This window comes from Peribacillus cavernae, from assembly GCF_003989135.1.
Taxonomy (GTDB): Bacteria; Bacillota; Bacilli; order Bacillales; family DSM-1321; genus Peribacillus; species Peribacillus cavernae.
Genome location: NZ_RYZZ01000036.1, coordinates 19,936 through 42,321 on the forward strand (window position 1 = coordinate 19,936; position 22,386 = coordinate 42,321).

Annotated in this window: 23 protein-coding genes; 9 read left to right on the top strand and 14 right to left on the bottom strand. The window is 44.4% G+C overall.

Going from position 1 to position 22,386, the window contains the following annotated elements:
- Window positions 1-573 precede the first annotated feature (573 nt).
- The 7 genes from ELQ35_RS18635 to spoIIM all read right to left on the bottom strand — a co-directional run bounded on the left by ELQ35_RS18635 (window position 574) and on the right by spoIIM (window position 6,738).
- Window positions 574-1,878: a pyrimidine-nucleoside phosphorylase gene (locus ELQ35_RS18635; protein WP_126866695.1), complete on the bottom strand. Its 1,305-nt coding sequence runs from the start codon at window positions 1,876-1,878 to the stop codon at window positions 574-576.
- A 46-nt stretch (window positions 1,879-1,924) separates the two neighbouring features.
- Complete coding sequence (locus ELQ35_RS18640) at window positions 1,925-2,737, bottom strand: purine-nucleoside phosphorylase (protein ID WP_126866696.1); 813 nt, start codon at window positions 2,735-2,737, stop codon at window positions 1,925-1,927.
- Between the two features lie 14 nt (window positions 2,738-2,751).
- Window positions 2,752-3,936, bottom strand: coding sequence for a phosphopentomutase (deoB, locus tag ELQ35_RS18645; RefSeq protein ID WP_126866717.1), 1,185 nt, complete (start codon window positions 3,934-3,936; stop codon window positions 2,752-2,754).
- A 264-nt stretch (window positions 3,937-4,200) separates the two neighbouring features.
- Entirely contained in the window at window positions 4,201-5,094 is an 894-nt protein-coding gene (xerD, locus tag ELQ35_RS18650; protein ID WP_126866697.1) for a site-specific tyrosine recombinase XerD, read from the bottom strand.
- Between the two features lie 5 nt (window positions 5,095-5,099).
- Window positions 5,100-5,327 (bottom strand): YqzK family protein, encoded by a 228-nt coding sequence (locus tag ELQ35_RS18655; RefSeq protein WP_126866698.1) that lies wholly within the window; start codon window positions 5,325-5,327, stop codon window positions 5,100-5,102.
- A gap of 192 nt (window positions 5,328-5,519) precedes the next feature.
- The gene (fur, locus tag ELQ35_RS18660) at window positions 5,520-5,978 is read right to left on the bottom strand and encodes a ferric iron uptake transcriptional regulator (protein WP_126866699.1); all 459 of its coding nucleotides are present in this window, start codon (window positions 5,976-5,978) and stop codon (window positions 5,520-5,522) included.
- 112 nt (window positions 5,979-6,090) lie between these two features.
- Window positions 6,091-6,738 carry a stage II sporulation protein M gene (gene spoIIM / locus ELQ35_RS18665; protein WP_126866700.1) on the bottom strand — a complete coding sequence of 216 codons (648 nt, stop codon included), beginning with the start codon at window positions 6,736-6,738 and terminating at the stop codon, window positions 6,091-6,093.
- A gap of 150 nt (window positions 6,739-6,888) precedes the next feature.
- Between spoIIM and ELQ35_RS18670 the strand changes: the two genes are divergently transcribed.
- Window positions 6,889-7,452 (top strand): GNAT family N-acetyltransferase, encoded by a 564-nt coding sequence (locus ELQ35_RS18670; protein WP_126866701.1) that lies wholly within the window; start codon window positions 6,889-6,891, stop codon window positions 7,450-7,452.
- Window positions 7,453-7,546: 94 nt separating this feature from the next.
- On the opposite strand, the gene ELQ35_RS18675 is transcribed toward ELQ35_RS18670, so the two are convergent.
- Both ELQ35_RS18675 and ELQ35_RS18685 read right to left on the bottom strand, forming a co-directional pair.
- Window positions 7,547-8,719: an endonuclease Q family protein gene (locus ELQ35_RS18675; protein WP_126866702.1), complete on the bottom strand. Its 1,173-nt coding sequence runs from the start codon at window positions 8,717-8,719 to the stop codon at window positions 7,547-7,549.
- Window positions 8,720-8,998: 279 nt separating this feature from the next.
- The gene (locus tag ELQ35_RS18685) at window positions 8,999-9,550 is read right to left on the bottom strand and encodes an NUDIX hydrolase (RefSeq protein WP_126866703.1); all 552 of its coding nucleotides are present in this window, start codon (window positions 9,548-9,550) and stop codon (window positions 8,999-9,001) included.
- A 135-nt stretch (window positions 9,551-9,685) separates the two neighbouring features.
- Between ELQ35_RS18685 and mciZ the strand changes: the two genes are divergently transcribed.
- Window positions 9,686-9,850, top strand: coding sequence for a Z-ring formation inhibitor MciZ (gene mciZ, locus ELQ35_RS18690; protein WP_307365122.1), 165 nt, complete (start codon window positions 9,686-9,688; stop codon window positions 9,848-9,850).
- A 121-nt stretch (window positions 9,851-9,971) separates the two neighbouring features.
- Window positions 9,972-10,892 (top strand): aldo/keto reductase, encoded by a 921-nt coding sequence (locus tag ELQ35_RS18695; RefSeq protein WP_126866704.1) that lies wholly within the window; start codon window positions 9,972-9,974, stop codon window positions 10,890-10,892.
- A gap of 231 nt (window positions 10,893-11,123) precedes the next feature.
- Here the strand turns inward: ELQ35_RS18695 and ELQ35_RS18700 are convergent, their stop codons facing one another.
- Window positions 11,124-11,387, bottom strand: coding sequence for a YqkE family protein (locus ELQ35_RS18700; RefSeq protein ID WP_126866705.1), 264 nt, complete (start codon window positions 11,385-11,387; stop codon window positions 11,124-11,126).
- 119 nt (window positions 11,388-11,506) lie between these two features.
- Between ELQ35_RS18700 and ELQ35_RS18705 the strand changes: the two genes are divergently transcribed.
- Complete coding sequence (locus ELQ35_RS18705) at window positions 11,507-12,439, top strand: alpha/beta hydrolase (RefSeq protein ID WP_126866706.1); 933 nt, start codon at window positions 11,507-11,509, stop codon at window positions 12,437-12,439.
- A gap of 23 nt (window positions 12,440-12,462) precedes the next feature.
- Here the strand turns inward: ELQ35_RS18705 and ELQ35_RS18710 are convergent, their stop codons facing one another.
- Complete coding sequence (locus ELQ35_RS18710) at window positions 12,463-12,807, bottom strand: iron-sulfur cluster biosynthesis family protein (protein WP_126866707.1); 345 nt, start codon at window positions 12,805-12,807, stop codon at window positions 12,463-12,465.
- Between the two features lie 329 nt (window positions 12,808-13,136).
- Between ELQ35_RS18710 and ELQ35_RS18715 the strand changes: the two genes are divergently transcribed.
- Both ELQ35_RS18715 and ELQ35_RS18720 read left to right on the top strand, forming a co-directional pair.
- Window positions 13,137-14,402, top strand: coding sequence for a Y-family DNA polymerase (locus ELQ35_RS18715; protein WP_246026135.1), 1,266 nt, complete (start codon window positions 13,137-13,139; stop codon window positions 14,400-14,402).
- The gene (locus ELQ35_RS18720; protein ID WP_126866708.1) at window positions 14,399-14,725 is read left to right on the top strand and encodes a YolD-like family protein; all 327 of its coding nucleotides are present in this window, start codon (window positions 14,399-14,401) and stop codon (window positions 14,723-14,725) included. Before ELQ35_RS18715 ends, ELQ35_RS18720 begins: the two co-directional genes overlap by 4 nt.
- A 174-nt stretch (window positions 14,726-14,899) precedes the next feature.
- On the opposite strand, the gene ELQ35_RS18725 is transcribed toward ELQ35_RS18720, so the two are convergent.
- Window positions 14,900-15,691 (bottom strand): SDR family NAD(P)-dependent oxidoreductase, encoded by a 792-nt coding sequence (locus ELQ35_RS18725; RefSeq protein ID WP_126866709.1) that lies wholly within the window; start codon window positions 15,689-15,691, stop codon window positions 14,900-14,902.
- A gap of 14 nt (window positions 15,692-15,705) precedes the next feature.
- Complete coding sequence (locus ELQ35_RS18730) at window positions 15,706-16,665, bottom strand: MBL fold metallo-hydrolase (RefSeq protein ID WP_126866710.1); 960 nt, start codon at window positions 16,663-16,665, stop codon at window positions 15,706-15,708.
- 638 nt (window positions 16,666-17,303) lie between these two features.
- Here ELQ35_RS18730 and proC point away from each other — a divergent pair.
- Window positions 17,304-18,155 (top strand): pyrroline-5-carboxylate reductase, encoded by an 852-nt coding sequence (gene proC / locus ELQ35_RS18735; RefSeq protein ID WP_126866711.1) that lies wholly within the window; start codon window positions 17,304-17,306, stop codon window positions 18,153-18,155.
- A 93-nt stretch (window positions 18,156-18,248) separates the two neighbouring features.
- On the top strand, window positions 18,249-19,265 hold the full coding sequence (namA, locus tag ELQ35_RS18740; RefSeq protein WP_126866712.1) for an NADPH dehydrogenase NamA: 1,017 nt from the start codon (window positions 18,249-18,251) through the stop codon (window positions 19,263-19,265).
- 186 nt (window positions 19,266-19,451) lie between these two features.
- Here namA and rnz read toward each other — a convergent pair whose 3' ends face one another.
- Window positions 19,452-20,384 (bottom strand): ribonuclease Z, encoded by a 933-nt coding sequence (rnz, locus tag ELQ35_RS18745; protein WP_126866713.1) that lies wholly within the window; start codon window positions 20,382-20,384, stop codon window positions 19,452-19,454.
- A 361-nt stretch (window positions 20,385-20,745) separates the two neighbouring features.
- Between rnz and zwf the strand changes: the two genes are divergently transcribed.
- A complete protein-coding gene (zwf, locus tag ELQ35_RS18750) occupies window positions 20,746-22,209 on the top strand; it encodes a glucose-6-phosphate dehydrogenase (RefSeq protein ID WP_221884986.1) in 1,464 nt (487 codons plus the stop codon).
- Window positions 22,210-22,386 lie beyond the last annotated feature (177 nt).

Consider the following 22,386-nt stretch of genomic DNA (forward strand, 5'->3'; position numbering starts at 1 on the left):
TCTTCTTTGCATTGACTTTGGTACGAAACAACTCTCAGCTAGCATTCAGATTTATGAGCCATTACCGATATTTATGAGCGTTACTCTGATTTTAAGAGCGATGGATGACTTTTATGAGCTTTAGCTGTAAAAGAGGAGCCTTTCATGGATTCTTTGCTATCATCTCGACTGCTTAGCGGCTCCTTTTTGCACTTATGAGCCCATTAGTCGAACCTTAAGAGCTTTTATTCCGATTTATGAGCCATTACCGATATTTATGAGTGTTACTCTGATTTTAAGAGCGATGGCTGATTTTTATGAGCTTTAGCTGTAAAAGAGGAGCCTTTCATGGATTCTATTACTATCATCTCGACTGCTTAGCGGCTCCTTTTTGCAACATGAGCCATTAGTCGAACTTTAAGAGCTATGATTCAGATTTGTGAGCCATTACCGATATTTATGAGCGTTACTCTGATTTTAAGAGCGATGGATGACTTTTATGAGCGTTGGCTAAAAGATCAATAACCTTCCATTTCCTAAGCTCTCGGACAGCGGCCCCCTAAACATGCAGGGAGCAACTGTCCGAAGCATTCATTACTTAGTGATTTCTTTATAAACCAGGGTTGGCTTTTCGACTTTGTCTATGGAGATTTTAATGTTTGCATATAGCTTTTCTTTCACTTCGGCGACATTTTCAAAATGGCTGTGAATCGTGACAAGCGATTCACCTTTTTTCACTTGATCGCCAATTTTTTTGCGCAGCACAAGACCTACGCTTAAGTCGATGACGGAATCCTTTGTTGCGCGGCCTGCTCCGAGCAGCATTGCCGCGGTCCCGATTTCATCGGCTACGATTTCAGACACATAACCTTCTGCCTTCGCTTCGAGCTCGAATGAATATTGGGCCTGCGGAAGTTTCGCTGGTTCATCAACAACAGAAGCGTCTCCACCCTGTGCCTCGAGAAACACCTTGAAAGCATGGAGGGCAGACCCGTCTTTTATCGCATTCTCAAGCAATCCACGAGCCTCCTTGAGTGTGTCCGCCTTTTTAGCGAGATACACCATATGGCTTCCAAGCGTAAGCGAAAGCTCGGTTAAATCTTCAGGGCCTTCTCCTTTCAGCGTGTCGATGGCTTCCTTCACTTCCAGTGCATTTCCGATCGCAAAGCCAAGCGGCTGGCTCATATCCGAGATGACAGCCATCGTATTTCGGCCGACATTGTTGCCGATGTCCACCATCGCCCTCGCCAGGTCCTCTGAATCTGCAAGGGTTTTCATGAAAGCTCCTGCACCCGTTTTAACATCAAGCACGATTGCATCTGCACCGGCGGCAATCTTTTTGCTCATGATTGAGCTTGCAATCATGGCAATGCTATTAACAGTCGCTGTTACGTCGCGCAGCGCATAAAGCTTTTTATCGGCAGGCGTCAAGTTTCCGCTCTGGCCGATGACTGCAAGTTTATTTTTATTAACTAACTCAATGAATTGTTCACTTTCAATTTCAGCGTGAAATCCGGCCACTGATTCCAATTTATCAATCGTTCCCCCGGTATGGCCAAGGCCGCGGCCAGACATCTTTGCCACTGGGACACCGACTGCCGCCACAAGAGGACCGAGCACGAGAGTAGTCGTGTCACCAACGCCGCCTGTACTGTGTTTATCGACTTTAATGCCTTCAATCCCGGAAAGGTCAATTTGATCACCGGAGTTAACCATTGCCATCGTTAGATCCGCACGTTCCTGTTCCGTCATCCCCTGAAAATAAATTGCCATCGATAGTGCACTCATTTGATAATCAGGAATCGAGCCGTTTGTAAATCCGCTAATAATATATTGAATTTCATCAGTTGTTAATGCCAGGCCGTCCCGTTTTTTCTCGATTAAATCTACCATTCTCATTTCGATTCACCACTCTTTAAGGTTTTGAATAGAGGATTGTTTGCTTTTATATTGCTTTAACGATTTCTTTAATTAAGCTTAGAAAACTACTTTTCACCTTTTCAGTTGTTTCGATTACTTCTTCATGGGAAAGCGGCTGATCAAGAATTCCGGCTGCCATGTTTGTGATGCAGGAAATTCCGAGAACCTTCATGCTACAGTGCCTGGCAACAATCACTTCCGGAACGGTGGACATCCCGACGGCATCGCCGCCAAGCACTCGTGCAAGCTTGACTTCTGCAGGTGTTTCATAAGTCGGACCGGAGTTCCCGACATAAACGCCTTCTTTCAAGCCAATGTTCAGCTTTCCGGCGATAGCTTTGGCAACAGTCTGCAACTCTCTGCTATAGGCTTCTGACATATCGGGGAAACGGGGACCGAAACGCTTATCATTCGCACCGATCAGCGGATTTGTCCCCGTATTATTGATATGATCGGTTATCAGCATTAAATCGCCCGCTTGAAAGCTTTCATTGACACCCCCGGCTGCGTTCGTGACAATCAACGTTCCGACACCTAAAAGTTTCATAACACGGACCGGAATCGTCACTTTATCCATCGAGTAACCTTCATAGAAATGGAATCTCCCCTGCATGGCCACCACTTTCTTGCCGCTTAACGAACCTAGCACCAACTGGCCGGCGTGGCCTTCCACAGTCGAGACTGGGAATTCAGGGATATCCTGATAAGGGATTTTTACAGGATTTTCGATTTCATCAGCAAGCACCCCGAGGCCTGATCCTAGAATTAATCCGATTTCCGGTCTTCCGTTAAGCTTTTCCTCAATAAATCCGGCTGCTTTTTCTAGTTTTTCAAACATGTCAATAGCTCTCCTTATTTAATATCTCCTAAAAAGTTTTTGCCAAAAGAAGGCATTTTTACATGAAAATTAGCAGCCACGGCAGCGCCGATATCAGCGAAAGTATCCCGTACCGGAAGCTCTTTTCCAGTTTCAAAACGCTTGGAATAGACAAGCAGCGGCACATATTCACGAGTATGGTCTGTACCGTGGTGGACAGGGTCGTTTCCGTGGTCTGCTGTTATGATCAACAAATCATCCTCTGTCAACTTTTCAAGCACTTCCGGCATGCGGGCATCAAATTCCTCCAGTGCCCTGCCATAGCCTTCCGGATCACGGCGATGCCCGTACAAAGCATCGAAATCAACAAGATTAAGGAAGCTTAAACCGGTAAAGTCGATCTCGATCGTTTCCAGCAATTTGTCCATGCCATCCATATTGGATACCGTCCGTAATGATTTGGTCACTCCCTCACCATCAAAAATATCGGCGATCTTTCCGATGGCCAGTACGTCAAACCCACCATCCTTTAATTCACTCATAACGGTTCTGTCAAATGGCTTTAAAGCGTAATCGTGGCGGTTTGGCGTTCTTTTGAAGCCTCCCGGTTCTCCAACAAACGGACGGGCTATCACACGGCCAACCTTAAATTCATCAGCCATCGTAATCTCCCGTGCCACTTCACAAATTTTATATAACTCCTCCAAAGAGATGACCTCTTCATGTGCAGCAATCTGAAGCACGGAGTCAGCGGAGGTATAGACGATCAAGGCGCCTGTTTTCATATGCGTTTCGCCAAGCTCCTCGATAATCTCCGTTCCGCTTGCCGGTTTGTTGCCAATGATGCTGCGGCCTGTTTTAGCTTGAAGTTCCTGGATTAATAGCTCCGGAAAGCCATCCGGAAATACCCGGAACGGAGTGCTGATGTTCAAGCCCATGATTTCCCAGTGCCCTGTCATCGTATCCTTGCCCTTTGAAGCTTCTTTCATTTTTGTATAATAGGCGTTCGGTTGATCAGCCTTTTCGATGCCTTTCACTTCATGGATATTACTTAGCCCCAATTTTCCAAGCGTGGGCATGTTTAATCCATTCATTTTTTCCGCGATATGTCCAAGTGTGTCGGCTCCCTCGTCACCAAATAGTTCGGCATCGGGCGCTTCCCCTATTCCGACAGAGTCCATCACAAGCAAAAAGACCCGTTTAAAATCAGATTTTTTCATCACACTTTTCCCTCCTATGATAATGAAAACTCTGTAAAGCTCTATAATATTTCATTTTACCCTCAAAATAACCAAATAATCTTTACTCTCATGTAGCCACTTTTGATGTCAGATGTCTGACATCTATATTGTAAACGATTTATTTCCATGATGACAAATATTAATTGCATTTCTGTTGATAAAAAAGCTGACTAAAATAAGCCAACCCTATGCGGATTCGGCCTTTTAAGTTCAGTCAGCTTCTAATCTGGGAATCTAGTATAATCAGGCGCGCGGATGAAACTTGGAATAGACATCTTTTAAACGGACGTTGGTTACGTGCGTATAGATTTGTGTTGTGGAGATGTCGGCGTGGCCCAGCATTTCCTGTACAGCCCGAAGGTCCGCTCCGTTCATTAATAGATGTGTAGCAAACGAGTGCCTTAATGTATGCGGGGTAAGCTCTTTTTCGATATTTGCTTCTTTTGCAAGCTTTTTGAGGATTTTCCAAAAGCCTTGGCGAGTCAGCCGGTTTCCATGATGGTTCAAAAAAAGCGACTCTGTCTTGTTCTTACTGGTAGCAAATTTCCTCCGGCCCCGATTCAAATATTGTTCAATCGCAGCGAGTGCTGTTTTTCCAATAGGAATGATCCGTTCCTTGCTCCCTTTTCCGAGACAGCGGACAAATCCCATCGTCGCATGGATGTCGCTCACATCCAGGTTAATCAGCTCACTCACACGCATGCCCGTTGCATAAAGCAGCTCAAGCATCGCTTTATCCCGAAGGCCATATCCATCATTCGATTTGGGAGCTTCAAGCAAGGCCTCGACTTCCTCCAGACTTAGCACCTTCGGCAGACTCCTCTCTGCCTGGGGTGTTTCAATATGTACCGATGGGTCCTGGTCACATACCTTTTCGCGGATCAGGAATTGATGAAAGGACCGGATCGATGCGATATGCCGCGCTAGCGTTTTTGAGGATTTCCCCTGATCTTTTAAATGAGATAAAAAATGGATGATGCTGACTCTCCGGGCTTTATTCCAGTCGGACAGCTGCTCCACATTCTTCAAATAAGCCATATAAGATTTCAAATCCCGCTCATAGGAAATAAGCGTATTTTTCGCTAATCCTTTTTCCACTGTTAAAAAATGAATAAAGTCTCTTAGTCGGTCTTCCATTTGCATTACTCCCCGTTTAAATACAAAAGCATTAACCGGTCAAACCAGGAATCATTAGGAGACTCCACAGCTTTTGTAACCTTGATTGCCGCTCCCTTTGGTTCGTCATAACGATGATAACTCTCATACTCCTGATTTAACCATATCATTCCGAAATAAAAAAGAACAGTAAAGCTCACAAATAGAATGAAAACTTTTCCTGTATGCAAAACAAGCCTAATTGATGGTTTCATGTCTTTCCCTCCGTTTTACACCTTGCTCCAAGAAAAGCGCAAGGATCACTCTTCTGCCTATTTCAATCTATGCCAGACAGGACAAGTTTTATACATAATAACGAAGAGAAAGGTTAATATTATAAGATTGACCATCAAAGCTATATATACAACGATAAAAAAACCTCTTCCAACATGGAAAAGGCAGTGTCATCACTCAGTTTCATCCTTTAATTTATCATGGCATCTATGGCAAATGCCATGGAAGGTTAATCTATGGTCTTTTATTTTAAAATTCCAGTCCCGTTCCACGATAGCCTCCACGTCTTCAAGCAAGTCATCCTGGATTTCATCCACCGCGCCGCATTCAATGCACACAAGGTGGTGGTGAAAGTGGGCCGCGCCTTCCTGCCTTAAATCATAGCGGGAAACTCCATCACCGAAATTAATTTTGTCTACTATCTTCAATTCGGTAAGCAATTCCAGCGTACGATATACAGTTGCCAAACCTATTTCCGGCGACTTTTCTTTGACAAGGAGGTAAACGTCTTCGGCGCTTAAATGATCCTCTTCATGTTCAAGTAATACGCGGACGGTTGCCTCACGCTGAGGTGTAAGTTTATAGCTTGACGAGTGCAACTGCTTTTTTATTCTATCAATTCTGGTTTCCATCCCTTTTCCCTCCCGCGCCGCTATCTTTACTATTATATCAAATGCAGGAAAAGTGTCAAAATACATTTAAAGCAGCGCGGGAAAAAAATATTGCGGAGTCAGGGAAGGTTTTTTATTTTCCAAGGAAACTTATCACACCCTTCATCAGGGAAGGCGATATATATGCCTCAATCGCCCCGGCTGCTGCCAGAAAGACGATGGAAAGTGCCAAGGAAAATATATAACGGGAGATGATCGGCTTCAGCGGTTCGCGATCCTGCTTTAAAAACACCCTGCGGATCATTTTCATCGACAGCGATACGGAAAGCGCTGCAATGACGATAAAAATGGGAACAATAAAGATATTTTGCGGCAAAATGGATACAAAGGACAGCAAAAAGCCGTTCCAGCCCATCTGATTCACTAAAAAACCGACTGTAAATCCGACTACCATTCCTTTTAAGAATAGTAGAATCAGAATAACCGGCAGGCCGATGATCGAAATGCCGAGAATCCATATGAGGCCAATATATTTTACATTATGGGCCACACTCTGTGTGAACATGTCATGATCGGATATAATCTTACCCTGTGAAACCTGTCCAAAAAATTGGGATAGATAATAAAACAAATCCTCTTTTTGAGTAAAGCTCAAGGAATTCACAAGGATAGCACCAAAAATGACGCCCATTAAAAACAATACGGTTATGAATCCATACAATGAGGAATGTTCGCTAATATGGTTTATTGCTGCGTTTTGGATGACAGATCTTTTTTTCATCTTATATCCTCCCAATTATCGTTACTAGAGTCTATGTTTGCGAGAGTATTTTATGACTGTAAAAAACTTATGTCCCCGATGAAAAAATCATCCTCTTTCATTCAAAATGTGTTATGATTCTCCACAAATATTTACTAAGGGGGTAATGAGTTGAATCCCATATTAAAGGAATTCCCTGATCGTATCGAATCGGAGAGGCTTTATATTAGGGCTTGCCAGCCAGGCGATGGCAAAGCTGTCCATGAGGCGATTACATATTCAAAGGAAGAATTAAAAAAGTGGCTCCCTTTTGCCAATCAGGATTCAACCGAAGAGGAAACAGAAGCGGGAGTCCGGAAATCATATGCAAAATTCATCGAAAGAGAGAATTTCCGCTTGCATATTTACCGGAAGGAAGATGATATTCTTGTGGGCTCGACAGGTCTTCACAGAATCGATTGGGGTCTCCCAAAATTCGAGATTGGCTACTGGGTAGATACAAGATACAGCAAAAAAGGATATATCACCGAAGCTGTTGAGACTCTTACCGAGTTTGCATTCGACTATTACGAAGCGAAAAGGGTTGAAATCCGCTGCGATCCTGCCAACGAAAACAGCCGGCGCATTCCAGAAAAATTAGGATTTACGCTGGAAGGTGTTCTGCAGAATAGCAGTATGAGCGCGGACGGCAACGATATCAGGAATACTTGTGTATTTGCTAAAGTTGAGAAGTAAGCAGAAAAGCCCGTCCCCTATCTATAGGGACGGGCTTGCTTAAGCCATGCAAACAAATATCCACGTCAAATCACTTCGTTTACTATCCAAACACCTAATTCGTTTTCACTTTCCCGTATTTCCCCCCGCCGCCGGCTTCAATGTCCATCTCCCCTTTTCTTGCTAAATCGATATACGCGGCGATTTTGTCCGGGACGATTTCTTTTATTTTCTCGATGCTCGCCCGGTGCAAAATATCCATTTCCGTCCCCAGCGCCTGAAGCAAACGATCCATCGATTTCGGCCCGAGTCCGGGGATAAACTCAAGCGGTACCTGATGAACGTACGGGGGGCGCTCTCTTCGGTCGGAATGTACCGATACTGCCGAGAGTTCCTGAATCCGGGTGGATACGCCTTTAATGAGTTTTTTGCTGCCGCAATGCGGACAAATGCTGTCCTCAATCTCCGCTGGGTGTAAGCATATCTGGCAAACGGTACGATGGTACTTGCCAAGCCGGGGATTTAGCCCGTAATTGGCTGAAATTCTTCTCCCGTCCCTCTCTTTCAATGCCTTTTCAAGCTCGGTAAAATTAGGGCTTTCAAGTCTCATTTCCTGATACTCCCTGGCAATTTTTCCGAGTGAATGGGCATCGGAATCGGTGAGGAATACAAACTGATTCAACTCGCTTATCCCCTCAGCCATGGCCGTGTCCGAACTGAGCCCAAGCTCGATTCCATCTATTAGTGCAGGATCAAGCACTTCCTCGAGGCTTTTGTTTACGCCTTTTCCGTAAAGGCTCTTAAAAGGGGTGAAGACGTGGGCCGGGATAAACAGGCCGCCCAGCGCTTTGACTGTCTGCTGCAGCGTCTTTGCGTCACAGTATATTCTTTGCGAACTCAGGGTAATGTTTTTGACGTAGCCGCTCATCCAGGCTGAAAATTCCTTCATGGTTGCTAGCGATGGAAAATAAGCGAGCGCATGAATCGGCCCTTTGCAATTCTCATCATAAATTTCAATTTCAGAGCCGGGAATGAACGCGGTTTTGCCATATTGGAGGCCGCCTTCCGGATTCTCGTATATGTCTCCTTTCGTCATCAGATCATCAATTTCTGCCAGCACTTCCGGTGAATGGCAATCAATGATCCCAATCATATCAAGTCCTTTTCGTTCACGTGATATGTTCAGGACATTTTCGAGTGTTAATGTTCTTGCACCTGTAATTTTTACTGCTTTTCCCGTCTTGGTTCTGCCGATATGGATGTGGAGATCGACATAATAAGAATTCATCAATTTAGGCGAGGAACCCCGACTTCTAAGCGAAAGCGTAAGTCGGGGAGGAATCGCCTTCTCTCCTTTCGATTAGCAGTGTACTTGCGTATTCGACTCGTTTCAGCTTTTTGTAGCTTGAGGATGCGTGAATTTTTGTGCCATCCAGTAATCGTACATCAAAATAGCCACTCGTTCGTCTGCCAAATATAAAGCACTCCTGTCCTTTGTAAAGCACTTTGTCAAATAACTGAAACCCACTTCAAGCCACATTAGAGGCTAAGTGGGCGGGTTATTGACTTATAGTTCCAGCGCCTTTCTCAGCTGCAAATATTGAACAGCGTAAGCCGTTTTTGCATCGCAAATTCTGCCTTCCTTCATATATAGTTCTGCTTCTTCAAGCGAAAGTTCATACACTTCCACAAATTCATCTTCGTCACACGGAGCGGCATTTTCCTTCTTGCGAAGATTGTGGGCGAAATACAGGTGGACAATTTCATCGGCAAATCCGGGAGACGTATAAAAGGAAGTGATATGCTCCATCCATTCAGACTCATACCCGGTTTCTTCCTCAAGCTCACGAACAGCTGTATGAACCGGCTCTTCCCCTTTTTCAAGTTTCCCGGCAGGTATCTCGACGATGCTGCGATCCATTGCCTTCCTGTACTGCTCAACCATGATGATTTTATTTTCGGCCGTAATCGCAATGATTGCAACCGCACCGGGATGCTTAATAATTTCTCTTTTGCTTTTGTTTCCGTCAGGGAGCTCGACTACATCCACCTGCAGGCTTATCACTTTTCCTTCGAATATCTTTTCGGTCGATACTGTTTTCTCTTCAAATTTCTTCATTTTTACACTCCCTGTTCTAAGGTAAGGATAATTGTTCATACATTTTACCATAATACAGTGAAACTGCACTCTTGGGAGCATTAGGTGAATATTTGCCATTTTACCGTAAATTTCGGATAAATATTGGAGGTTGTGATGATGAAGATATATGTATTGGATAAAGGAGTCGTGCTGGCCGGAAAAGGCTGGGAGATCAAACAAAAGCTGAAGGAATATCAGGACCGGTATGTATATGTAAACGATTGGATTCAGGATGTGCAGGGTCAGGGCTCATTGCCAGCATTAAAACGGGTCAAGTGAATTTAACTGCTTTTGGATTTATGCCCCGAAATCCAAATTTTATACTTGAGACCTGGATCTTTGGTAATCGACCATTCCCTGCTATACAATATAAACACATAGCAACAAAGGAGTGAATGGATTGAAAAAAAGAAAACTGGGAAATTCCGATTTGTCCGTTTCGGAAATGGGACTTGGCTGTATGTCGCTTGGAACGAATCAAAGAGAGGCAGCAAGCATTATTAAAGCGGCTTTAGATGCCGGGATCAACTACTTTGACACCGCGGATTTATACGACTTTGGCGGTAATGAAGAAATGGTCGGCAAAACCTTGAAATCCGTCCGTGACAGGGTCATCATCGCCACAAAGGTCGGCAACCGCTGGAATGAAAACAAGGACAGCTGGAGCTGGGATCCATCGGCTGCTTACATAAAAACCGCAGTCAAAGACAGCTTGAAGCGCCTTTGCACTGACTATATCGACCTTTACCAGCTTCATGGCGGCACAACAGAGGACAATATTGAGGAAACCATCGCGGCGTTTGAAGGGCTGAAGAACGAAGGTTACATCCGTTATTACGGGATCTCTTCAATACGCCCGAATGTCATTAAACCATATGTAAAAAAAGCTTCAATTGTTTCGGTTATGATGCAATACAGTCTCCTTGACAGGCGTCCTGAGGAATGGATGCCGCTTTTAACAGAAAACAATATTTCAATTGTTGCCAGAGGCCCGGTTGCCAAAGGGCTCTTAAGCGATAAAATGCTCGACAAGGCTTCAATGAATGTGAAAGAACAGGGATATTTAGACTACAGCTATACAGAACTGAAAGAATTGCTGCCTGCTTTAAAAGACAAGCTTTCACCTAGATATATGAATGAAATCGCGCTTCAGTATGTATTATCGCATCATGCTGTCGGTGCGGTGATTCCCGGGGCAAGCTCGATTGGACAGCTCCGTGAAAATTGTCGGGCACTTAATGCTGCCCCGCTTTCAGAGGAGGAAATCACACTTCTTAAAGAGCTTACGAAGGAAAGCATTTATAAGGTACACAGGGAATAGGGTTTTAATATGCAGCATGTTGAAACTTCCAGCGAAGACGGAATCTGATATTACATAGTAACCGTTACTGGTTTTGACCAATATTATGTAATATTTTAATGACCCGTTAGCAGGGAAAAAAATAAACAAGCACCCGGACAAGATTTCATTAATGCCTGGGTGCAAATGTGGGGACAAGCCATTATTTAGTAGGAAACCTTTTCTCTTTGAGTTTTTTTTTATTTTTCTCCCTTACTTAAAGTTCTTCCAGTCCATCCCGCTTTCATTAAACAGTTCTTCAAACGATTTATTTTTCTCCTTCTGTCTGCGCGCTTCTTTCTTTCTGGTTTCCTCTGCTTCTTTTTTTGCCGCTTCCGCCTCTGAAAGCTGTTTTTGTTTTTCACGAAGCTGGGCCATTATATCTCCATTAATCCGGTCTCCAAGCTTCAATGAATCATCTTGCTTGTTCTTGTCCTGATGATGTTGTTTGTTATGCTTGGGTTGCTTCTTTTTCATCGGTATATCCTCCCTGTGTTCATGGATCCATTATATCATGGATGCTTTCCAAAATAGCATATTCTCCTCAAAGTAATGGTAAAATAAAGAAGTCATTGCAGAAGAACGGGAGGATTTCCATGAAGAAATGGTTTGTTATCTTTGGAAGCATTTTCGCTTACATAATCGGCATAGGTATGTATTTTTCACACAGGGTTCTTTATATGAGAAAGAAGGAAGATGAGTTTATCCGGAACAGGGAAATCACTGCCAGACGATTTATCGTTTCTGATTTTGATCTGTTGCCGAAAGAAGAAAACTGGGTTTCCTCACTGTCCGGTTATAAATTGAAGTGCGTTTTCATCGAGCCGCATGAGACTAAAAAATGGGTGATTATCTGCCACGGGGTAACGGAGAATAAAATCAATTCAATTAAATATATGAATATCTTTATAAAGCACGGGTTTAATGCCGTCATTTATGATCACCGCCGGCATGGCGGATCCGGTGGCCGCACAAGCAGCTATGGCCATTATGAGAAATTTGATTTGAAAGCGGTAGTGGATGAATTAAAGCGGAAAAAGGGCAGCGATATCACACTTGGCATCCACGGCGAATCAATGGGAGCCGCCACGCTTTTGTTATATGCAGGTACCATCGAGGATGGTGCTGATTTTTATATCGCAGATTGTCCGTTTTCTGATTTTGAAGCGCAGTTGAAGCATCAGTTAAAAAAAGAGGTTCCGCTTCCGGCCTGGATGGTGCTGCCGATCGGAAATGCTTTCATTCATCTTCGCGGCGGCTACCGGGTCAAGGACATATCACCAATTGCGTCTGTGAAAAACATAAAAAAACCGGTGTTGTTTATTCATAGCGAGCCGGACGATTTCATTCCCGCCTCGATGACAAAAGAGCTCTACAAGGAAAAAGAAGGACCAAAACAGCTTTATATCGCCAAAATCGGGGCACATGCCCAATCCTATAATGAAAACAACAAGGAATATGAAGAAGTGATTGACCGGTTCCTAAACGATCTGGTTTTTCCTGAAGAGAATAAAATCGAGCTGACCTGAAGCAAAAGGTCAGCTCGATTTATTTAATAAAAGGCGCTTCCGCTTTTCTTCCTTTCAAAAAAGCTCATGCGTGGATTAAGAATTCCGTTTGCGCTTCTTAATTGAAAGCTGTTTACCTCGGGAAGGAAATCAATTTTCATTCTATCATCCATAAAAATCTGTTTGGACTTCTCCATATAGACCGGCAGATAATTTGTGTCGATTTTTTCAGCATCCTTCTCATACTCATCAGCAAACCAGAGGGCGGTCACTCCATTAACGGCACAGCCGCATCCGTCCGTGTCGTACTTTAATGTAATATGGCCCTTTTTTTCGCCTATTTTCTCGGAGACTTTTTTTATCGCGCTTTCAGTCCACTCTATGTTCATCGTTACATCCCCTTTCTCTTTTGCTCGGGAAATCTAATGACCATTATACCGAAAGAAAAGGATTCTGTTAATCAATCTGATTTACATGCAACTTCGATTTGCCCATTCCAATATACCCACGACTAAACAGCAAATGAAACATTTGTTCTATTTTCCATGTTTTAAATCTTGAATAAAGATCATTTGTTCGCATATAATAAGAACAAAAGTTCCGTTTAGGGGTGAATGATCATGAATTTCAACAGAGATAAGCATACCATCAAAATCATTTACATAAGTCAATCCGATTGTTTATCTCAACAGCACGTAAAAAGAGTTGGTGCAGCACTATGATCGACTATTCAGCACTTCCCCGCCATAATGTCCTTTGCGTGGACATAAAATCATTTTTTGCTTCCGTTGAAGCCTACAATCTTACAGTCGATCCTCTGACCGCTTATATTGCAGTCATTGGGGATAAAAAACGATCCGGAAGCATCGTCCTGGCAGCCTCACCGATGATGAAAAAAGAATATCGGATTAAAACAGGCAGCCGTTTATATGAAATCCCGACCGGCGACCCTCGCATTCACGTGGTCGAAGCGAACATGGGCCAATACTTACAAACATCGATCGAGATTACAAAACTAATGAATAAGTTTGTTCCTATGGAGGCCATTCACCAGTATTCAATTGATGAATTTTGGATCACTGCTGATGGCATTGAGGGTTTATTTGGTGACCGATGGGAATTGGCCCGACAGATTCAGCAAGTGATTTATGACGAATTTCGTCTGCCAAGCTGTATCGGCATCGGTCCGAACCGTTTTCTTTCAAAGGTTATCCTTGACACCGAGGCTAAAAAGAAGGGGATCGCGGAATGCCAGTACGAAGATGTTCAACAAAAACTTTGGCCGTTGCCAGTTGAAGAGATCTGGGGTATTGGGCGCCGGATGAAAAGAAACCTGAATCGTCAGGGAATTGTAACGCTCGGCGATCTCGCACGGTATCCTCTTTCGATGCTGAAGAAACGCTTTGGTATCATGGGCGAGCAAATGTGGTATCATGCGTGGGGCGTTGACCTTTCCCCAGTCCTCGGGCAACCGTATGACAACACCCACAGCACACAAAAAGGATACGGGCACGGCATTACCCTCTTGCGGGACTATACCGGTGACGAGGTAGGGGCAGTCTTGCTCGATCTGGCGGAAGAAGTGTGCCGGCGCACCCGCACCGCTAACATGTGCGGCCGCACCATTCATTTCGGGATCGGTTATTCTAACTACGAGGGCGGAGGCGGATTCAGCCGTTCACGAAGTATTGACGTCCCGACAAACGTCACCCTCGACGTCTATAAAATCTGCATGGATCTGTTTCGCGAGAATTATAACGGAGGAATTATCCGGTCCGTCCACCTTTCACTCAATAACCTCAGCCCGGATGACGGCACCCAGCTCAACCTATTCGAAAACAATGAGAAAAAGCATCGGCTTGGCTATGTGATGGACAGCATCCGCGCTAAATACGGCCCGACAGCGATTCTTTGGGCACGCAGCTATACGGATGCCGGAGTCGCGCTTGACCGCAGCAAAAAGATCGGAGGACACCGCGCATGAGGGATAGAGGTTCGATTAAGTGGACGTCAATGATGTTACCCGAACACAAGAAGATGCTTGCCGATCTTTATGAGGAACAAAAGCACTTCACGAAACCAACACTTGACGAGCAAAAATTAGAAGAATTAAACGACATTGTCCGAGTAGCCCTCGGTCACACGTTGGATGTGAAAGTTACCTTTTATCGGCATCAGGCTTTTTATTCCGTGAAGGGGCAAGTGGCCAAAATTGACGAGCTTCATAAAATCGTTCGAATCATCGATGATTCATCCGCCGAGCATCGCGTGCCGTTTGAAGATATAGTCAATATAGAGATCGATTAAACGCCAAAGCCCCTGGCACATCGTCAGGGGCTTTAGCGCTATATTTTATTTTTTAATGCCTTACCTCTGAAGTATCCGCAGGCATGCGTTCAAGGATCACACTCAAGTCTTTATTTATTACCAAGTGCCAGCCGTGCAGAGATTTCCTCAGATGTAATATTCGGCGTTTTACACCTATTTCTTAAAAAAAGCATTTTTCCCTACGGTTTCCACTATCCTTGGGAAAAGTGTATAGAAAATGCTCCCTAGGTTCATCCAGCCTGGCAGGTTGATTTCCCGTCTTTTCGTAAAGATCGCAGAAACGATTTTATCAGCGACATAGTCCGGTTTTAACATGAATCTTTCGACGTTTTTCACATAGGTTCCGGATTCATCGGCGATATTAAAAAAGTTTGTGGAAATCGGCCCCGGATTGACGGTTGTTACAAAGACATGGTCTCTCATTGATTCGAGACGGAGGCTGTTAGAATAGCCTAATACTGCATGCTTCGTCGCCGAATAGACACTCGATTTTGGCGTCGCTATTTTCCCGGCCTGCGAGGCAATGTTGATGATATGTCCCTTTTTGCGCCGTTTCATTGATGGTAAGACCATCTGTGTGCAGGCAATCAAGCCAAGGACATTCACGTCGAACATCGCTTTCGTTTCCTCCAGATCGGCTTCATGGGCTTCTTTAAAAACGCCAAAGCCTGCATTGTTGATCAGGACATCAATCTCCCCGGCAACGGCGACAATTTCAGCAAATATACGTTTGACTTGTGTGGTATCAGCAACATCCAGCCTGAAAGCGTAAGCTTCTGTTCGATATTGTTCGATAAGATGCCGTTTAAGCTCGTCTAATTTATCGATGCTCCGGGCGAGGAGGACAACGCGCGCGCCCTCGCATGCTGCCCGGATCGCCGTTTCCCTGCCGATTCCCCCTGAAGCGCCTGTTATCACGACACATTTGCCTTGCAGTCTGCTCATATCTCTCACCTCTATCATTGACGGACCGAATAGATAATTGTACCGCTGTTGTCTCTTGTTTCAATTTCTCCTAAATTCGCTAAATAGTCAAGCTGTCCAACCGTTTCTGACAGCGTTAAACCCAATTCTTTCTGATAGACTTTAGGGAAAAGCTGCCGGCATATTTCAAAGCCGGTTGACGGTTTTTCCTCAAGCATCTTTTTGACGCTCATCGCTCTGCCATGCTGGCGTCCCATCTGTTTTTTAATCAGTCCCGGCACATCAAATACTTCATTGCCATGGCCTGTATACAGCAGCGAAATGGGGATATCAAGCCATTTTTTTAAAGAAGCATTGTATTGAAGCAGCGGTTTCGGCCGCTCGCTCCCCTTTTGTAGGGGCGGCTCCATCAATGGGTTGGGTGAAATTTTTTCGAGAAGATGGTCCCCGCCAATCATCACGCCGTCTTTTTCGCGGTAAAGTGAAATATGGCTTTGGGCATGTCCCGGCGTTTCGATTACTTTCCATTCCGAATGTCCTGGAATGCTGTCTCCTTCTAATAGAGCAGAACGAAGCATGCGCTGGCTGATAAACTGTGCCGAGCGGCGGATCTGGGCAATCATTCTTTTATATTCAGAAGGAACCCCAAGCTTCAAGGCAAAATCAAGATAAAACTGCTCATGTTCGTCCATGAATTCATCAGTCATATGAAGAAACCTCTGGTTATTAGGATGGCCGTATACCGGAACATTCTCTGAAAAGAGACCAAGGCCTCCAGCATGGTCAGGATGATGATGCGTTAGCACGATTTGTTCGATATCGTTTATGCTCAATCCGATATCCTCGAGCCCCTGTTCAAGTGCTTCTTTTCCTTGTTCTGTTTGTAAGCCTGTATCAATCAATGTCAGGGTATCGCCTTTTATGATATATACGTTTACGTCCCCTACCGGAAAAGGAGTCGGCAGGGAGATTTTTGCAATGTTGTTTTTCCACATGGTCGTTTTTTCCACCTTGAATTATTATATTTATATAAATATTTTCTTCTCTATTGGAAAGCCTTTCATATAGAATCCAATAATAGAGTCGATAATAAACTATTTTACCTCTATGCTTTCCAATTGTCATTATTTTCGCATAACTTGATAAGATTTTTTTAGACATTCTCAAAAAATGGCTTGACACTGGACTCATCCATCCCCCATAATCACTAGTAAACTTATAACGGCACGGCATTTGAATAAGGCCAGTAGATAAAGCATGGCGCAAGAGAGTGAAGCCCAAACGGCTGAAAGGCTTCATCGCCCTCCGATTTATTGAACCTACCTTATGAGCCTTTAGGGAAACCTGACGTAATTCCGGCGATAACGGATTTTGAGTTGCATCTTTCCGGGGCCTTGTGTCAGGGGAGAGATGAAAAAAGGTGGTACCACGGAATTTGACCTTTCGTCCTTTACTGGATGAAGGGTCTTTTTATTTTCAATTGTAGCGCTGCGCTTTTCTATTTGTTTAGCTCCAACGCCTAGCCTCGACGCACAGGACGTGCTAGTGCCGACGAAGACATAAGGACGTGGCGATCTTAGTCGACGTTCCTTTATACAAGGCGCTTCCGCTTTTCTAATAAGGAGGGATATTCATGGGGAAAATTGCATTTATTGGTGCGGGATCAATGGCTGAAGCAATCATATCAGGATTGATTACGAGGGGTGTTACAAAGCCCGAAGAAATTCATATAACAAATAGGTCTGACGAAAAAAGGCTGGCTTATTTACAAAATAACTACGGTGTAACTGTCTGCAGTTCTATAGAAACACTGCTTGAAGGGGCAGAAATTGTCGTGCTTGCGGTAAAACCAAAGGACGTGCTTGCAGCAGTGGATGCGGTGAAGGCTCATGTCACTGAGCATATGCTTCTCATTTCAGTAGCGGCAGGCGTCCAGATCTTAAGCCTTGAAGAAATTCTTACGAAGAAAATTCCAATCATCCGGGCAATGCCAAATACATCAGCGGCAGTCGGCAAGTCAGCAACTGCCCTGGCCATCAACCAGTACACCCAACAGGATGATCTTAAGCTTGCAAGACAGCTTTTTGAGACAATCGGTTCAGTCGCAATAGTTGCGGAAGAGCAATTAGATGCGGTCACCGGGCTATCCGGAAGCGGTCCAGCTTATATTTATTATCTCGTCGAGGCGATGGAAAAATCGTCAGAGAAAATCGGGCTGGACGGAGAAACAGCAAAGCAATTGATCATCCAGACGTTAATCGGGGCAGCTGAAATGCTAAGCAATTCCGACAAAACCCCCGCTGTGCTCCGTAAAGAGGTGACCTCTCCGGGCGGGACAACCGAAGCAGGCATCAAAGTGCTTGAAGCCCACGGCGTCCAGGAAGCGCTCATTTCCTGTATTCAGGAAGCTGCAGAGCAATCCAAACGAATGGGACTGCAAATCAGCCAGGAGTTAACTGAAACGTTACTGCATCGAAACGCCTAGGACAATCAACTCCAAACAGATTTTTGGATGTGTAAATCACTCACTGTTATACTAACCTTGTGTGCAAAATTAACAAGCCAAGGAGAGGATAACGTGAGTGCAAAACTATTTTCAGCTTATACCGTTAAAAATGTAACTTTGAAAAACCGGATCGTGATGTCACCAATGTGTATGTACTCCTGCATGGAAGAGGATGGGCTCGTTCAAAACTGGCATAGAACCCATTACCCAAGCCGCGCAGTCGGCGGTGTTGGATTAGTCTTTACCGAAGCAACGGCCGTTACGGCCCAGGGTAGAATCTCGCCGCAGGATTTAGGGATTTGGAGTGATGAGCATGTAGAAGGATTGGCCGAGCTTGTTTCGCTAATCAAAGAGCAGGGCTCCAAAACCGGCATTCAACTGGCACATGCCGGAAGAAAGTCAGAGGTTAGGGAAGAAATCATTGCTCCGTCGGCGTTAGCATTTAACGAAGAATACAAAACCCCCAGAGAAATGACAAAGCAAGATATTCAAGAAACGATTGAAGCGTTTAAAAAAGCAGCAGAACGCGCCAAAAAAGCAGGCTTTGATATAATTGAGCTCCATGGCGCGCACGGTTACCTGATCAATCAATTCCTTTCACCATTAAGCAATAAGCGCACGGATGAATACGGCGGCTCCGCACAAAACCGCTATCGTATTTTAAAGGAAACGATTGCTGCAGTTAAAGAAGTATGGGACGGCCCTTTATTCACCCGCTTATCAGCACATGACTATCATGAAGAAGGCATGACAGCCGAGCTGTATGTGGAAATTGCTAGCTGGATGAAGGAAGATGGCGTCGATTTAATTGATGTCAGCTCAGGAGCCCTCGTTCCCGCACAAATCAAAGCTTATCCAGGCTATCAGGTTCCGTTCAGCGAAACGATCAAACATGGCGCAAATATTGATACATCGGCACTAGGCTTAATCACCACCGGCATCCAGGCAGAGGAAATCCTGCAAAACAACCGGGCAGATTTGATTTTCCTTGCCCGTGCACTGCTAAGAGATCCATACTGGGCCCGAAGCGCTGCAAAAGAAGTACGTCATGAAATAGAAGCTCCTGTACAGTACAGAAGAGCCTGGTGATTAGAAAAGCAAAGGCTCCCTTGCCCACAAAGAAACCATCCCGATAGCACTTCTGGGATGGTTTCTTTATGGTTTATTCGCCCCAAATTCTTTTAGCAGAGGGTGCATGATCGACTATGAATTTCGAAAACGTCAGGATTACTATAAAAGCTTCATCAAAGACTCAATAACCATTTCATTTCTCCCCTATTTATCCGGATATAGCGGTATTTTGATACTGAGCAGGTCTTCAGCAATGATGGTTTCCGGGAAGATCCGCATACTTTCCGTTCCGAGCATTGCCGAATCCTCCCCGGTGTAACGTGAGCTGATATGAGTTAAAATCAAATGTTTGGCCTTAGCGCTTTTAGCCGTTTCCGCAGCTTGTGCGGTTGTCGAATGGTAATAATCATGCGCCATTTCAGGCTCGCCTTGAGAAAATGTCGCTTCGTGAATAAGATAATCCGCATCTTGGGCGAGAATTACGGCATTTTCGCATGTCCTCGTATCGCCCAGAATCGTAATAATTCTACCCTTCTGCGGGGCACTCAAATAATCGTTTCCATGTAAAACTCTTCCATCCTCAAGACGGACAATTTCCCCATTCTTTAGAGCTTTGAAGGCAGGACCGGGCTTTATACCTTCAGCTCGCAGCTTGTCAATAAGCAGGCTTCCCGGGCGGTCATGTTCGACAATCCGGTATCCAAGGCAAAAAATACCGTGGTCAAGCGGCAAGGCTGATACCGTAATCTGTTCGTCCTCGAAAACAGTGCCTTCAGTAATTTCGACTATTTTTAGCGAGTACTTTAAATGAGTTCCGCTCACCCGCAGGCTTGTGATAATGAAATCCTCTACTCCAATCGGTCCATAGACGGTTAGCTCATCCATCCCGCCTTGAAACGAGCGACTCCCAAGCAAACCAGGCAGACCAAAGATATGATCTCCATGCAAGTGGGTTATAAAAATCTTCTCGATTCTGCGGGGTTTAACAGGAGTCTTTAGAATCTGATGCTGTGTAGCTTCCCCGCAGTCGAACAGCCACACAGTTCCTCTTTCTTCAAGGAGCTGCAAAGCAATCGCCGAAACATTTCTGGCCTTCGCCGGCATCCCGGCACCGGTCCCTAAAAATACAAAATCCAAGTGTACTACCTCCGACTGTAAATATGTATGGAATCAATATAGCATAACGGGGATGGATCCCCTAGGCTAAAGATGCCTCAGAGTTTAAAAATAGGAGCGTTAACACCACACCCTAGCCTTTATCCCATTCCCGTAAACAATGATTTCAGGTAGTATAGGAGTGTTTTTTATATAGCCATGAAGAATAGAGGAATATAATCCATTTCTTTGAAAAAGAATATCTATATATGCAAGATGTTTGCTTAAAATAGCAACAAATTATATATTGGAATAGATATTTTTTAAGAGCATCAAGTGAAGCTGTCAAACAGGAAAAGAGGTTTTAATTGTGATTGAAGAGAATCAACCATCCGTATTAATTATGATATTCGGGGCAACCGGGGACCTGGCAAAACGCAAGCTGTTCCCTTCCATATACCGTCTATTCCAGAAAGAAAAAATAAATAAATTTGCCGTCGTCGGCGTGGCAAGAAGAGAACTGTCCAATGACGAATTCCAGGCAAATGTGAAGGAATCGATCTTAACCTTTACTAAAGAGCAAGAGAACGTCGACGAATTCGCTTCTCATTTTTATTATCATTCACATGATGTTTCGAGTTCAGAATCGTACATACAATTGAAAGACATCGCTGACCGATTGGACAGCCATTATCAGCTTGAAGGAAACCGGGTTTTCTATCTAGCGATGGCGCCTGAATTCTTCGGTACGATTGCCGAACAGGTGAAGGAACAAGGACTTACTGATACAAACGGATATAAACGCCTTGTTATTGAAAAACCGTTCGGGCACAGCTTTGAAAGTGCGCTGGAGCTAAACAAGCGAATCCGTACTGCTTTTGAAGAAGATGAAGTCTATCGTATCGACCATTACCTCGGCAAGGAAATGGTACAAAACATCGAGGTAATCCGTTTCGCAAATGCCCTTTTTGAACCGCTATGGAACAGCCGTTACATCTCCAATATCCAGGTTACTTCCAGTGAAACGCTGGGTGTAGAGGAACGCGGCCGTTATTACGAAACCAGCGGCGCTTTACGTGACATGGTCCAGAACCATATGCTTCAAATGGTCGCCCTTCTCGCCATGGAGCCGCCAATCCGTTTGACTACCGAGGAAATCCGCAGCGAGAAAGTGCGTGCGCTTCGTTCCCTTCGTCCGATGACTAAGGAAGAAGTAAACCAATATTTTGTGCGTGGCCAGTATGGGGCAGGGACAGTGAATCAAGAAAATGTACCTGAATACCGCACGGAACATAATGTAGATCCTGAATCAAACACGGAAACATTCGTCGCCGGAAAGCTGATGATCGACAATTTCCGCTGGGCAGGAGTGCCTTTCTATATCCGTACCGGTAAAAGGATGGATATTAAATCAACGAAAATTGTTGTCCAATTCAAGGATATTCCGATGAATTTGTATTACAATACCGAAGAAACGCTCCAGCCTAACCTGCTTGTCATTCATATTCAGCCTGAAGAAGGCATCACCCTTCTTCTCAATGCAAAAAAGACAGGGGGGGACGTGAAATCGACACCAGTTCAGCTGTCTTATTCCAATAAGAGCACCGATCAACTCAATACGCCTGAAGCATATGAGAAACTTTTATTCGCCAGCATGCGCGGCGATGCCACAAACTTTACACATTGGGATGAAGTTGCCCTTTCCTGGAAATTTGTCGACAGCATTTCAGAAGTCTGGGAAAATACAAAAGAAAGCTCTTTCCCTAATTATGAAGCTGGTACAAGCGGCCCACGACCTGCTGACGAATTGCTGGAAAGTGACGGACATTTCTGGTGGCCTGTCGAAAACCTGGACCTTGAAAATTAATACTGATAAGTAATAAAAGGGATGACCCTTATGGTTTTCCCTCTTAATATAAACATAATTATCATCCTAATGCATACTTCTTGCTTCTGCGGTAAAACTAACAGCGGTGATCTTTTTTACACCAAACCTGACTTCGATGGAGGGATAAGTCTGAAAAAAACTACGTTTGACCACTAT

Bases quoted from the DNA above. Each gene is read 5' to 3' on its own strand.
- ELQ35_RS18685 (WP_126866703.1), bottom strand. From the start codon at position 9,550: ATGAAGAAATTTGAAGAGAAAACAGTATCGACCGAAAAGATATTCGAA.
- ELQ35_RS18640 (WP_126866696.1), bottom strand. From the start codon at position 2,737: ATGTTTGAAAAACTAGAAAAAGCAGCCGGATTTATTGAGGAAAAGCTT.
- xerD (WP_126866697.1), bottom strand. From the start codon at position 5,094: ATGGAAGACCGACTAAGAGACTTTATTCATTTTTTAACAGTGGAAAAA.
- proC (WP_126866711.1), top strand. From the start codon at position 17,304: ATGGGGAAAATTGCATTTATTGGTGCGGGATCAATGGCTGAAGCAATC.
- zwf (WP_221884986.1), top strand. From the start codon at position 20,746: ATGATATTCGGGGCAACCGGGGACCTGGCAAAACGCAAGCTGTTCCCT.
- ELQ35_RS18715 (WP_246026135.1), top strand. From the start codon at position 13,137: ATGATCGACTATTCAGCACTTCCCCGCCATAATGTCCTTTGCGTGGAC.
- ELQ35_RS18720 (WP_126866708.1), top strand. From the start codon at position 14,399: ATGAGGGATAGAGGTTCGATTAAGTGGACGTCAATGATGTTACCCGAA.
- ELQ35_RS18700 (WP_126866705.1), bottom strand. From the start codon at position 11,387: ATGAAAAAGAAGCAACCCAAGCATAACAAACAACATCATCAGGACAAG.
- ELQ35_RS18725 (WP_126866709.1), bottom strand. From the start codon at position 15,691: ATGAGCAGACTGCAAGGCAAATGTGTCGTGATAACAGGCGCTTCAGGG.
- ELQ35_RS18730 (WP_126866710.1), bottom strand. From the start codon at position 16,665: ATGTGGAAAAACAACATTGCAAAAATCTCCCTGCCGACTCCTTTTCCG.
- ELQ35_RS18710 (WP_126866707.1), bottom strand. From the start codon at position 12,807: ATGAACATAGAGTGGACTGAAAGCGCGATAAAAAAAGTCTCCGAGAAA.
- ELQ35_RS18655 (WP_126866698.1), bottom strand. From the start codon at position 5,327: ATGAAACCATCAATTAGGCTTGTTTTGCATACAGGAAAAGTTTTCATT.
- ELQ35_RS18635 (WP_126866695.1), bottom strand. From the start codon at position 1,878: ATGAGAATGGTAGATTTAATCGAGAAAAAACGGGACGGCCTGGCATTA.
- fur (WP_126866699.1), bottom strand. From the start codon at position 5,978: ATGGAAACCAGAATTGATAGAATAAAAAAGCAGTTGCACTCGTCAAGC.
- spoIIM (WP_126866700.1), bottom strand. From the start codon at position 6,738: ATGAAAAAAAGATCTGTCATCCAAAACGCAGCAATAAACCATATTAGC.
- mciZ (WP_307365122.1), top strand. From the start codon at position 9,686: ATGATGAAGATATATGTATTGGATAAAGGAGTCGTGCTGGCCGGAAAA.
- ELQ35_RS18705 (WP_126866706.1), top strand. From the start codon at position 11,507: ATGAAGAAATGGTTTGTTATCTTTGGAAGCATTTTCGCTTACATAATC.
- ELQ35_RS18675 (WP_126866702.1), bottom strand. From the start codon at position 8,719: ATGAATTCTTATTATGTCGATCTCCACATCCATATCGGCAGAACCAAG.
- deoB (WP_126866717.1), bottom strand. From the start codon at position 3,936: ATGAAAAAATCTGATTTTAAACGGGTCTTTTTGCTTGTGATGGACTCT.